The following is a 12,637-nucleotide window of genomic DNA, read 5'->3' as shown; positions in this document are numbered from 1 at the left end:
GCAAGTATAACATTGCCGGGTCAACCCGGTGGCATTTTCTGTGACGCACCGCTGTGTGCCGGGAAGGATGTATGTCTGTTTCGCGAGCGCTTGTCCTGATTCCGTTGCTGCTGCTGTTCGGTTGTTCCTCACCGGACGACCAGAAAGAGACGGCGGCCCGCCCCGTGCTGGTGGTGCAGCCCCAGCAGGCCGGGGATATGGTGGATATCTTCCCCGGTGAAGTCCGGGCCCGTTACGAGCCGGAGCTGGCTTTCCGCATTGGCGGCAAGATCAGTGACCGAAAGGTGGAAGTGGGCGACCGGGTCAAGAAGGGGCAGGTGCTGGCACGGCTGAATGCCGAGGATGTGCGCCTGGAGCTGGAATCTGCCCGTGCCCGACTGGCCTCCGCCGAGGCCGACCACCGGTTGGCCAAGAGCGAACTGGAGCGGTACCGCGAGCTGCTGGAGCGCAAGGTGGTCAGCCGTTCCCAGTTTGATGCCGTGGACAGCCGCTTTGATGCCAGCCTGGCCCAGCTCAAGCAGGCCCGTGCCCAGCTCAATGTGGCCCGCAACCAGACCGACTATGCCGAATTGCGCGCGCCGCGACCGGGAGTGATCGCCCAGCGTCTGGCGGAAGCCGGCCAGGTGGTGGCTGCCGGGCAGGCGGTGTTCGTGCTGGCGGTGGACGGTGATCGGGAGGTGCGTATCGACCTGCCGGAGCAGGACATCGACCGTTTCAGTGTTGGCAAGCCGGTATCCATTGAACTGTGGTCGCGCCCCGGCAAGCCGTTCCCCGGCAAGATTCGCGAACTGTCGCCGGCGGCGGACCCGCGCTCGCGCACCTACGAGGCCCGGGTGGCCTTTGACAATGATCAGGTGGGCGCCGACCTGGGCCAGAGTGCCCGGGTGTTTGTCGGTAATGCTTCCGCAGAGAGCGCCTTGCTGCTGCCGCTGGCGGCGGTCACCGCCGACGACGGCAGCCCCTATGTGTGGGTGGTGGATCCGGCCAGCCTGACCCTGAAGAAAACGCCGGTACGGACCGGCCCCTACCTGGCCGAGCAGGTGCCGGTGCTGGAAGGGCTCAAGCCCGGGGACTGGGTGGTGGCCGCAGGCACCCAGCTGCTCAGCGAGGGCGAGAAAGTGCTGCCGCTGGACCGCCAGAACCGACAGCTTGATCTGACCGGGGAGTAAGCGTTATGCGTTTCAATCTCTCCGAATGGGCGCTGCGAAACCGCTCCCTGGTGCTTTACGCCATGATCATGCTGGCGATCCTGGGCTCCATTTCCTATACCAAGCTGGGCCAGAGCGAGGACCCGCCGTTCACCTTCAAGGTGATGGTGATCCACACAATCTGGCCCGGTGCCAGTGCCAAGCAGGTATCTCGCCAGGTCACCGAGCGCATCGAAAAGAAGCTGATGGAAACCGGCGATTACGACCGTATCACCTCGTTCTCGCGGCCCGGTGAGTCCCAGGTCATGTTCATGGCCCGGGACGACATGCATTCCTCCGAGATTCCCGATCTCTGGTACCAGGTGCGCAAGAAGGTCGGCGATATCCGCCATACCCTGCCGCAGGGCATTCAGGGGCCGTTCTTCAATGATGAGTTCGGCACTACCTTCGGCAATATTTATGCGCTCACCGGTGACGGTTTCGATTACGCCCTGAAAAAGGATTACGCCGACCGCCTGCAGCTGGCCCTGCAGCGCGTGCCCTATGTGGGCAAGGTGGAGCTGGTCGGTGTGCAGGACCAGAAAATCTGGGTGGAAATTTCCAATACCAAGCTGGCATCCCTGGGCGTGCCGCTGACCGCCGTGCAGGAGGCCCTGCAATCGCAGAACGCGGTGTCCGATGCGGGCTTCTTTGAAACGCCCACCCAGCGGGTGCGCATGCGCGTGTCCGGGGCCTTCCAGTCGGTGGAAGAAATCCGTCAGTTGCCCATTCATGTGGAGGGCCGCACCTTCCGGCTCGGTGACATCGCCAAGGTCAGCCGGGGTTACAGCGATCCGCCCCAGCCGCGCATGCGCTTCATGGGCCATGATGCCATCGGTATTGCCGTGTCCATGAAAGAGGGCGGCGATATCCTGGCGCTGGGCAAGCAGCTGGATGCGGAGTTTGAACATTTACAGAAAACCCTGCCGGCGGGCCTGCAGCTGAGCAAGGTGTCCGACCAGCCGGCGGCGGTGCGGGCCGGCGTCGGCGAGTTCATCCGGGTGCTGGTGGAAGCACTGGTGATCGTGTTGCTGGTGAGCTTCTTCTCGCTGGGCATGCGTACCGGCCTGGTGGTGGCCTTTTCCATTCCGCTGGTGCTGGCCATGACCTTCGCGCTGATGCACTACTTCAACATCGGCCTGCACAAGATTTCCCTGGGGGCACTGGTGCTGGCGCTGGGGCTGATGGTGGATGACGCCATCATTGCCGTGGAGATGATGGCCATCAAGATGGAGCAGGGGCTCAGTCGCATCAAGGCGGCGGGCTTTGCCTGGACCAGCACCGCCTTTCCCATGCTCACCGGTACCCTGATCACGGCGGCGGGTTTTCTGCCCATCGCCACTGCGGAATCCGGCACCGGCGAATACACCCGCTCCATCTTCCAGGTGGTGACCCTGGCGTTGCTGGCCTCCTGGGTGGCGGCGGTGGTGTTCGTGCCCTATCTGGGCGAGAAGCTGCTGCCGGACCTGGCCCGTCGCAATGGTGATGGCGATCTGCATGACCCCTATGAAAAGCCGTTCTATCAGCGTTTTCGCAAGGTGGTGACCTGGTGCGTGAAGCGACGCAAGACGGTGATCGCCCTGACCGTGGCCATCTTCGTGATTGCCCTGGGGCTGTTCAAACTGGTGCCGCAGCAGTTCTTCCCGTCGTCCGCCCGGCTGGAGTTGCTGGTGGACATGAAGCTCAATGAGGGGGCGTCGCTCACCGACACCGAAGCCCAGGCCGAGCGGCTGGAAAAACTGCTGGCCAACAACGACAAGATCGAAAATTACGTGGCCTACGTGGGCGCCGGGTCGCCGCGCTTCTATCTGCCGCTGGACCAGCAGCTGCCGGCCGCCAGCTTTGCCCAGTTCGTGGTGCTGACCCGCAATATCGAAGAACGCGAACAGGTACGCCGCTGGCTGATTGAGGTGATGGGCAAGCAGTTCTCCACCCTGCGCAGTCGGGTGTCGCGCCTGGAGAACGGTCCACCGGTGGGCTACCCGGTGCAGTACCGGGTGTCCGGCGAACACATTCCGGAAGTCCGGGCCCTGGCTCGCAAGGTGGCCGCCAAGGTGGCGGAAAACCCCTACGTGACTAATGTGCACCTGGACTGGGGCGAGCCCAGCAAGGTGGTGCGCCTGAATATCGACCAGGATCGGGCGCGGGCCCTGGGCGTGACCTCCGAGGGGTTGTCCAATGCCCTGCGGGCGTCGGTGTCGGGCATTGCCGTCAGTCAGTATCGCGAGGACAACGAGCTGATCGACGTGGAAGTCCGTGGCGACAAGCTGGAGCGGCGTGAGCTGGGGCAGCTGGGTAACCTGGCGGTGCAGACCAGCAATGGCAGCACCGTGCCGCTCAATCAGGTGGCCACGCTGGAGTACGGCTTCGAGGATGGCATTATCTGGCACCGCAACCGTCTGCCCACCATTACCGTGCGCGCCGACATCTATGGTGACGAGCTGCCGGCCACCGTGGTCAACCAGATCAACCCGACCCTGGCCGATGTCCGCAAGCAGCTGCCGCCGGGTTATCTGCTGAAAGTGGGCGGCACCGTGGAAGAGTCCGCCCGGGGACAGGCCTCGGTGAATGCCGGCATGCCGCTGTTCGTGGTGGTGGTGCTGACGTTACTGATGCTGCAACTGCGCAGCCTGTCACTGAGCACCATGGTGTTCCTGACCGCGCCGCTGGGCATGATCGGGGTGACCCTGTTCCTGCTGCTGTTCGGTCAGCCGTTCGGTTTTGTGGCCATGCTTGGCACCATTGCCCTGGCGGGCATGGTGATGCGTAACTCGGTGATTCTGGTGGATCAGATCCAGCAGGATATCGATCAGGGGCGTACCCCCTGGGATGCCATCATCGAATCCGCCGTGCGTCGCTTCCGGCCCATTGTGCTCACTGCCCTGACCGCGGTGCTGGCCATGATTCCGCTGTCACGCAGTGACTTCTTCGGCCCCATGGCCGTGGCCATCATGGGGGGGCTGATTGTGGCAACGGGGCTGACCCTGCTGTTCCTGCCGGCCCTGTATGCGGCCTGGTTCCGGGTCAAGGAAAGCCACAACCCGTCGTAAACGACTCCTTGTGCTGATTCATCGGGCGCCAGTGGCGCCCGTTTTTTATGTTTTACCGAGAGGTTAACCAAGAATTATTGATTTATGGTTCTCGTGTTGTTAAACCTGTTCTTTTCTTCTTTAGAAGTAAAAGTATATGTTTTCATATATAAAATATGACATTTTTAATGAATGGCTTTCTGAAATGAAAAAAATTATTTTATCTGCTGTGTTTTTATTTTTTTCGTCTGAATCTATTTGTTCCGAGTTTTTTGCGGTTAAGGCGGATGATGGACCATTGGGGATAGAGATGGTGACTAGTCTTAGTTCCAAACATCATGATTGCCCAAAAGGATATCAATTCGCGAAAGTCGAATTAGTAAAGAAAGGCAAAGGGGCCAAGACTAATCATAGTGTCGGGTGCTGGATATCAATGCCGGGAGGGAAAGTTCAACTTGAATGGGTTAATATATTGACAGGAGAAAGCTCTCAAGAAGAACTTCTTCAGAGTGATTTTTTTACAACAAAGCCAGCTGATTTTTGGTGGAAATTTACGCCAGGGTATGACGGGCTTGGAGCAAGAAAGCAGGTGGCTTCTCAGCAAGGGCTACCTAATAAGGCGGGGTTTTCTGAGCCTGAAAAAGGTTCTGTTGCTGTTATTTATGGTATTGATTCTAGAGATAATAGTAAGTTGACGATCTCTATAACTAAAAATAAACCAGACACTTGGTGCGAGTGGGGGCTTCTTGCCACATATGAGTGGAGTGATAATCCTGGAAAGACGAGGGCTTGTTGGAGGCCATATAAAGATGGCGATGTTTATATCGCTGACGTTGGACACAAAAAACAAGGAGATGTGTTTTCCGGAGATTTAATAATAAAAACAAGAGCTTATAGTGAAGTGGTTGATGGGTTGATTTCTCTTTCTCAATAAGTGTGAGTTTTGGGTGGAAAGGAAAGTAAATGTGTGCGGCTTTCGGGAATAATGTTTATTGTTTTTTAAGAGATTCGTCAAAGGGAAGAGTGGATAAAGAGTTTTTATAAAGGTCGTTATAATATTATTTTTTAGGTATTTTCCATATGTGGCTTATGGCGGATAATTGTTTAGGGTCTTGAAGATCTTCAACAGAAAGGCCTTTTACAAAGTATATGTTGGTAAGCTTTCTAATAGTGTTGAGTCGTTCGCTAGGGCTAACTATTTCATATACTATAGATGTAAATAATCGCTGTAGCTTTTCCGCCTGCTGGTCCAAGCTTGTATTCCATGGTTTGTGGTGAAGATTGTAAGATGCCACTAGAAAATCCAAGCCGATATTCCTATAACCTCGGTAAGCGGGTGGTTTATCTGTTCCGTACTCTTCTTGTTTGATGTTAGGGAAGAAAAACCGCCCCTTTTCTATAGAGGCTGAAAGTTCAATTAGAAGAGCTCTTTTATCATCGCATGTTTCCTCAAACCTTCTCAGCCTAAGTTCAGTAAGGATCGAGACCACGGAGTGGTGCCATTGCAAGAGCTGATTAATATAATCATTTGCAATGCTGAATTTGGAGTGTCGTCTGTCTCTGATGTAGAGGTAAGCCAAAACGCCAGAGACTAATAGAGAAAAGCTGGAAAGTACGTTGGAAACCTCATTCGATCCTATATCCATCATCGTTCTCTGATTTTTATTGTCTGCAGGCCAGTTTGACCTTGATTGATATCTTCTGGAGGGTTGGTTTCTAATTAATATAGAAAATTAAAAAGTAATTTTTTGCATGTATCCCACCCCATTTCCGTCTGCTGGATCTTTAAATTTCCTAGCATCAAGCCAAGTCTGGATGCCGTCAAGCTATTAAAGTATTCCGGGCGCTTTAAGATTTTTAGCCATCGCTTACACTTGAGTCCGGTTTCATTCAATTACCGCCAGACTCTTTAAAGTGTTGCTGGGTACCATAGAACTTCTCAAAGGAGTATTTATAAGCTGATTGGCCCTAGCATGGTAGAAGTGGTTCGCCAACAGGTGGAACTAGGGCTGGCAATTGGTTTTCGCAATACCGCGATGACCCTTTTATGCCGTTTATCGCCGTCAGAAGGGCAAAAATGGCGCGACCTGCACTAGTGTACCAGTTTTGACTGGCCAATACTGAAAGGGTCATGAACAAGGAGGCCGCCATGAATGCCAAGGCCAATGTGCAACTGAAAAAGACCAATCAGAGCAGCATTCAGCCGCGTCACATGGATTTTGAATTCGATGCGGCCATTCCCCGTTACTGGTTCGATAACGACCAGTTCAAGACGCTGTTGCTGACGGCCCTGTCCAGTACCTTCCCGGAGGGCGAGCGCTTTTTCGTACGCTCCGTGCGCCACTATCAGAAACAGGTGCGCAGCCCCAGGTTGCAGGAAGAGGTAAAGGGGTTTATCGGTCAGGAGGCGCATCACGGCAAGGAGCACGATGCCTTCAACGATTTCATGGAGTCCAAGGGGGTACCCACCCGCACCGTGGATGCCTTTGTGAACCGGGGCATGCGTTTCATGGCCAAGCATCTTTCCCCGGAGCGCCAGCTGGCCAAGACCTGTGCGCTGGAACACTTCACCGCCATGCTGGCGGAACTGATTCTGGAAAACCCGGATTTCCTCAAGGGCATGGACGAGCGCATGCTGCCGTTGTGGCTGTGGCACGCGGTGGAAGAAAGCGAGCACAAGGCGGTGGCCTTTGATGTCTATCAGGAACAGGTGGGCAGCTATCTGGTGCGCACCTCGGAGATGGCCTTCACCACGCTGGAGTTCATCAGCTTCACGGCGTTCCACTACTACCAGTTGCGCAAGGGCATGGGTGACAGCACCGACTGGCGTTCCGTGGCCCAGGGCTTCAACTGGCTACTGGGCAAGCCGGGCTGGTTGCGCCGGTTGGGCAAGTCCTACCTGGCCTATTACAAGCGTGACTTTCATCCGGGCAAGAAAGACAGCACCCTGCTGCGCCGCAATGCCCTGAAAAAACTCGCCAAGCTACTCAACGAACCGTCACTGGCGGCCTGACCGCCGGTACTCAGCGCTGCGCCTTCCTGGATGGCAGGGGGCGCATGGCTTCCTTCCAGGGCGGCTTTTGCCATTCCGGGTGTTGCTCCCATTCCTGTCGCAGGGCCGCGAACCAGCGCCGGTAGGCGGCGGGTGATGCCAGCAGTGGTGTATGGCTCAACTCCATGTGGATGCCGGTGACCGGGTCATCGAAGAACACCGCGTAATAGCCCGGAGTGTAGGTGGGGTATTCGGCGGGCTTGTCGGTGACCGGAATGTCATTGGCGAGCAGAAACTCCTGGTAGAAGCGGTCCACTTCCCGCCGGTTTCTGGCCCACAGGGCCAGGTGATGAATACCGGTACGATGCTCCTCATGGTCGAGTCTTTCGCCGGTTTGTGCCGGCTGAATGCCGATATAGCTATGGAAAAACGGAAACCGCGCCATGTAATAGGTGGAGCGATAACCGATATCCAGGGTGCCGAAACTCTTGTAGCCCAGCCAGCCGAACAGCTGGTCAAAAAAGGCAATGGACCGGTCATAATCCAGAACGGAAAATTCCACGTGGTGCACGCCTCGCCATCGCATGGTTTTACCCTCTTTTTGGCGGTATTGAAGTTTCCTTGACCTGATAAGAACAGAAAAGCCGTACACTGACAAAAAGCCAGGCAAGCAAACGGCTGGAGATCAATATGCCCGCATGGATCGAAAAGATAAAACGCTGGCTGGGTGCCGCGCCGCCAGCGACGGCGGACAACCGCGATGAAGAGGACACACCGGCGCCGGCGGCCAACGAGTATCACCCGGCCCACGGGAGCGACCAGGACCCGCAGCCACTGCACCGTGGTCGCCGGCGCCTCAAGGAGACCTTTACCTCGCACTGGGATCTGGATTATCTGCCCCGTGACGAGCTGGAGCAGGTGCTGGAAGACGAAAAGAACGACCGCCAGAAAGACCGCTAATGATGGGTGCTTCGCGGATTACAGGGAAAAAGTAAAAGGTCGGACGTCAGAGGTCTGACGCCAATCTCAATCCCGGACAGCTCGCGCGGCACGGATATTTCAGGGCGGCTCTTGCAGCGCACGTCTATCTCCTTCGCCGGCAAGCAGCCTATCGCGTCCGACCTCAGACCTCAGACCTCAGACCTCAGACCTCAGAACCTCAAGACCTCAGACCTCAGACCTCAGACCTCAGACCTCAGACCTCAGACCTCAGACCTCAGACCTCAGACCTCAGACCAGGCTGAATTCCCGCCATTCTGCGATGAACCTGATTACTGTGGCGGCCGGGCGATACCTTCTTCCACGAAGCGCTGGGAGACGCGCACCACGATATCGCTCTGGAAGGCCTTTTCGTAATGCACGTCCAGCACATAGGCCTTGGCCCGCAGGCGGATGGCCAGCTTGTAGCCGACGATCACTTCCTCGATGGCGAAGCTCACCGGTTTTTTCAGGAAGGCAAAGCGGCTGGTGACGATCACTTCCTCCACCAGGGCGCGGGCCTTTTCGATATCTTCATCCAGGGCGATGTGGAAGTCGGTGACCACCATCATGTCCAGCTCGCCGGCGTTGCCGGAGGCCACCACATCGGTGATGAAGCGGGAGTTGGGAATGGTCACCAGGTTGTCGTCCAGGGTTTGCAAGCGCACGGTACGCAGACCGATGGAAACGATTTCACCGTAAACATCATCAAAGCTGACCCGGTCACCGACCCGGAACGGCCGGTCGAACAACAGCAGCAGGCCGGCCACCAGTGACGCCGCGATATCCTTGAGTGCAAACCCCAGTGCCACGGCAATGGAGCCGCCGGCGGCCAGCAGGAATTCCTTGGGCGGGTTGAGCACGCCAATGATCAGGGCAATGCTGCCCACGGTGTACAGCACGAAGCTGATCAGGGTGGTGACCTGCAGAATCAGAAAACGCCGGGTGGGCATTTTATCGGTCACTTTCTGGCTGAGCCGGTTGAGCCCCCAGTTCATGGCCCACAGCATGAAGCCGCCGATGAACAGCAGCAGCAACGCGTAGACGTTGAACAGCTCGACCACTACGGCCAGGTCGTTGACGATATTGTTGCTCTCATTCATTGAGCAGATTCTTCCCTGTCAGATAACTGATGACCTGCTGGTACCAGAGGGGCACCAGCCGGTAACGGCCGTCTTCGGATTTTTGCAGAAAACCGGTATCAAAACCGGCTTTCAGGGCGTAGCGCACCACCGGCTCGGCCAGGTGCGTGACGGCGCTGATCTCGGCGGTGGTCAGGTTTTCATGGGTGGCAATGGCGGCATAAACGAACAGGGCGGTATCGCCCATGCCATCCAGGACACTTGCCGAAGGCGGTGTCGGCAGCCCCACCAGGACCTGTTTGCCGCGCAGCTTGGAGCTGGTCAGCCACAGGCGCAGGGCGACCATGGGGTTGCCGCGGCTGGCATCCCACAACAGGCTGAAATAGCGTTGCTCGGCATTGCGCACATTGCCGGCTTCCGGGCCCCGTGAAGACAGCAGGGCCTCGTCGTAGCGCAGGGTATAGCCGCTCAGCTGATGGCGGGACAGGATCAGGGCGCGCAGGTCGGTCTGGCCCCAGCGCTTCACGCGGATCACGTTGCGTGACGGAGAGTCGTGACCGAACACATTGTTCAGGTAGGCCCAGCTCTGGTTGTTGATCATCAACAGCAGGAAGATATTGTTGAGCCGCGCGTTGAGCAGCCCCTGCACGGCGCGCCAGCCATCCAGCCCGCCGATGCTGGCGAGAAAGAAATTCTGACCTTCGTCCAGCACCAGCAGGGTGGGCGCCCGGCCCTCGTCGCTTTCCACCAGCGCCCCCGGCCCCTGGCTCAGATCCGTGTCCAGGGCCTCGCCCACCAGCGTATAGATTGCCTCCGGTGTGCAGGTCTTGGCGGGTACGGAAAGGGGCACAATGTTCAGGTCCGGGCAGCTTTGCGCCAGAGCCTTTTCCAGCCGTTGCAGGCTGAGACTTTTGCCACAACCCTTTTCGCCGGCCACGATCAGGGCGTTTTCATCGGTCTTGTCTTCGTGCCAGCGCTGGATGGATTTCTCCATGGCGCTGGCCAGCCCGGTGTCGATCACCGGCATCTTGCTGCCCTCGGGGACTGTGGCGGCAAACCAGCGTTCGTAGTGTTCGCTCTTGGGCGCTTCCGTGCCATCGTCTTCGCTGCTGCCCTCGGCGACCCGGGTGCGCAGCCGGAACCAGCGGGCCTTGAGCCGCACATACCAGTCGAATTCCCCCAGTACCCGGTCGGTGAAGGTGACCGCAAAGCTGACCAGCGCTACCGGTAGCAGCAGCGGTGCAAACAGCCAGAACACCGCCGGGTGTAGCAGCACTTCTACTGCCGGGTCCAGCCGTGAGGGCAGCAGTGCTTGCAGGCAGATACAGTAATCGTCCCGGCGCTGTACCAGCAGCCGCCCCAGTGCCAGGTAGAGGGCGGTCAGCAGCACCATGCCCACCAGGTAATACAGCAGTGACGGACCCAGGCTGGCCTGGATCATCATCATCGCCAGCCACAACGGTAGCAGGGTCAGGGCAAAGCGGCGGGCCTGGCCGGTGGCCTGGCCACTCTGTTCACTGTTGAGGTAGCGCCCGGCGCCCTGGGCCACCCGCAGCAACAGCCATTCCCCGCCCAGACACATCAGCCCGAAGATCACGTAAGCCTTGGCCACCGGCAGCAGCCAGAACAGCAGGCGGGTGGCGGGCTGGTCCAGCCAGGGGGACAGGGCATCGAGCACCAGCCAGATCAGAATCCAGGGCAGCGCCGGGGCCAGGCCGCTGATCAGGCGACTGATGTTCCACAGCCAGCGGCGGTCACCGCTGGCCCGGATCACCCGGTCATGCAGGTTGAGGGCGGCGCGCCGGCTGCGCCCGGCCAGGCGCACCAGCAGCACAAAGGCGGCAATACCCAGTATCACGGCGACCAGATTCTTGATCACCGGCACGGTGCGCGGATGATGCCCTTCGTGGCTCAGGTCACTGCGCGTCAGGGTAAAGATATCCAGGCCCTGGCGGGCGATGCGTTCGGCCTCGTGGGCCAGGATGCCCGGCACCTGCTGGAAGCCGCCCAGGCTGGCCACCATTTGCCACAGCGAGCGGCGCTGCCAGAGGTCGGCGCGCAGCTTGCGAATCTGCGCCTGCATCTGCAGACGCAGCCCCATCAGTTGCAGGTAGGTGTCATGGTCGATATCGGTGCTCTGCTCCACCGTGGGCGGCAGATACCAGAGGCGGTCCAGCTGTTCGAGTACCGTGCTGTATTGCTGCCGGGCCAGCGGTGCCAGAGTGGCCAGCACGCTGTCGATATGTTGTAGCAGTGGCTGGGCGGCCGGGGGTGGCGGACTACCGGTGACCTGCCGCAGTTGCTCGCGCAGTTGCAGCAGGGTGGCAAAGGCCCGGCGTTGGGGCAGTGGAAGGGTGAGCACCTGTCGCCGTAATTGTTCATTAGCGGCCCTGAGGCTGTTGATCTGGTCACTGAGGACGCTGATGTCATCCTGCAGGGACGGGCATTTGCTATCGGGCGTTGGGCGCCTGGCTGGCGCCGGGCGGGTTAACGGCAGGGGCGCATCCAGTGGCTGGCCCAGTTGCTCGTTGAGCGTGTCCAGGCGAGTGGGCAGGGTGCCGTCGAGCAGGGCGTCGAGGGCCTGCTGCTGGCCGGCCAGTTGCTGTTGCTGTTCACTGAGCTTGGCCAGCAGGGTTCTGGCCGCCTGGCAGGCGGCGCTGTCCGGCTCGGCGGCCCGGGCCGGTGACAGCAGCATCAGACCGAGAAAGATTCCTGCCAAACCCATACCGCAACGTGTCATTCCCTGTCCTGTTAGCTGGTCCCCGGTATCAATCATTGTAAAGGTAACAGGGCCGGCGTCACTTGTATTGTGTGGGCCACAGGCATTGCCAATGGTGGCCATGGCAAATTAACGGGAGACGCCGGCGGGCAGGGTGCTATAGTCGAAACACAAGGATCGCACGCCAAGGAGAGACCCATGAGCGACCTGACTGTGCGGGCTCTGATGGCCCGTCACCCGGTGTCGGTGAAGGCCGGTACCGAGCTCACTGAAGTGGTGGATCTGCTGCTGCAACACAAATACACCGGTTTGCCGGTGATCAATGCGGAGCAGAAGGTGATCGGCTTTGTCTCCGAGCAGGACTGCCTGCGCCAGCTGCTGGTGTCGAGCTACCACTGTGAAGGGGCACTGGTGGTGGAGGAGATCATGCACGATGAGCCGCTGACGGTGAAACCGGACGATTCCGTGGTCAACGTGGCGGAAATGATGATCAAGCAGAAGCCCAAGATCTACCCGGTGGTGGATGACCGCGGCACCTTGGTGGGGCTGTTGACCCGTGAGCAGGTGATGCGCGCCCTCAAGGACAGCCGCCGGGGCTGTGACTAGGGCTCCCTAGCCGTTTCTTACAATTGCCGCCGCCCGGCGGTGAG

At 58.6% G+C, this 12,637-nt stretch carries 10 protein-coding genes; 6 read left to right on the top strand and 4 right to left on the bottom strand.

The window, feature by feature from the left end; all coding sequences use genetic code 11:
* Positions 1–71: 71 nt before the first annotated feature.
* The 3 genes from A11A3_RS12280 (at position 72) to A11A3_RS17770 (ending at position 5,150) form a co-directional block, all read left to right on the top strand.
* Entirely contained in the window at positions 72–1,169 is a 1,098-nt protein-coding gene (locus A11A3_RS12280; protein ID WP_008929626.1) for an efflux RND transporter periplasmic adaptor subunit, read from the top strand.
* 5 nt (positions 1,170–1,174) lie between these two features.
* On the top strand, positions 1,175–4,237 hold the full coding sequence (locus A11A3_RS12275; RefSeq protein ID WP_008929625.1) for an efflux RND transporter permease subunit: 3,063 nt from the start codon (positions 1,175–1,177) through the stop codon (positions 4,235–4,237).
* 136 nt (positions 4,238–4,373) lie between these two features.
* The gene (locus A11A3_RS17770; RefSeq protein WP_157375663.1) at positions 4,374–5,150 is read left to right on the top strand and encodes a hypothetical protein; all 777 of its coding nucleotides are present in this window, start codon (positions 4,374–4,376) and stop codon (positions 5,148–5,150) included.
* A gap of 124 nt (positions 5,151–5,274) precedes the next feature.
* On the opposite strand, the gene A11A3_RS17765 is transcribed toward A11A3_RS17770, so the two are convergent.
* Positions 5,275–5,862, bottom strand: coding sequence for a hypothetical protein (locus A11A3_RS17765; protein WP_157375661.1), 588 nt, complete (start codon positions 5,860–5,862; stop codon positions 5,275–5,277).
* A gap of 485 nt (positions 5,863–6,347) precedes the next feature.
* On the opposite strand from A11A3_RS17765, the gene A11A3_RS12265 reads away from it, so the two are divergent.
* Positions 6,348–7,229 carry a metal-dependent hydrolase gene (locus A11A3_RS12265; protein ID WP_008929623.1) on the top strand — a complete coding sequence of 294 codons (882 nt, stop codon included), beginning with the start codon at positions 6,348–6,350 and terminating at the stop codon, positions 7,227–7,229.
* A gap of 10 nt (positions 7,230–7,239) precedes the next feature.
* On the opposite strand, the gene A11A3_RS12260 is transcribed toward A11A3_RS12265, so the two are convergent.
* Complete coding sequence (locus tag A11A3_RS12260; protein WP_202802686.1) at positions 7,240–7,770, bottom strand: VOC family protein; 531 nt, start codon at positions 7,768–7,770, stop codon at positions 7,240–7,242.
* A gap of 128 nt (positions 7,771–7,898) precedes the next feature.
* On the opposite strand from A11A3_RS12260, the gene A11A3_RS12255 reads away from it, so the two are divergent.
* Positions 7,899–8,168 carry a hypothetical protein gene (locus A11A3_RS12255; protein ID WP_008929621.1) on the top strand — a complete coding sequence of 90 codons (270 nt, stop codon included), beginning with the start codon at positions 7,899–7,901 and terminating at the stop codon, positions 8,166–8,168.
* A gap of 311 nt (positions 8,169–8,479) precedes the next feature.
* On the opposite strand, the gene A11A3_RS12250 is transcribed toward A11A3_RS12255, so the two are convergent.
* Positions 8,480–9,289 carry a mechanosensitive ion channel family protein gene (locus A11A3_RS12250; RefSeq protein WP_008929620.1) on the bottom strand — a complete coding sequence of 270 codons (810 nt, stop codon included), beginning with the start codon at positions 9,287–9,289 and terminating at the stop codon, positions 8,480–8,482.
* On the bottom strand, positions 9,282–12,008 hold the full coding sequence (locus A11A3_RS12245) for an ATP-binding protein (RefSeq protein ID WP_157375659.1): 2,727 nt from the start codon (positions 12,006–12,008) through the stop codon (positions 9,282–9,284). Before A11A3_RS12245 ends, A11A3_RS12250 begins: the two co-directional genes overlap by 8 nt.
* Positions 12,009–12,185: 177 nt before the next feature.
* Here A11A3_RS12245 and A11A3_RS12240 point away from each other — a divergent pair, with 177 nt between their 5' ends.
* The gene (locus A11A3_RS12240) at positions 12,186–12,593 is read left to right on the top strand and encodes a CBS domain-containing protein (RefSeq protein WP_008929618.1); all 408 of its coding nucleotides are present in this window, start codon (positions 12,186–12,188) and stop codon (positions 12,591–12,593) included.
* The last annotated feature ends 44 nt before the right edge of the window (positions 12,594–12,637 follow it).

It is taken from the genome of Alcanivorax hongdengensis A-11-3 (assembly GCF_000300995.1).
Taxonomy (GTDB): Bacteria; Pseudomonadota; Gammaproteobacteria; order Pseudomonadales; family Alcanivoracaceae; genus Alcanivorax; species Alcanivorax hongdengensis.
The sequence above is the reverse complement of the archived record's forward strand: the minus strand, read 5'-3'. Positions and strand labels throughout refer to the sequence as shown.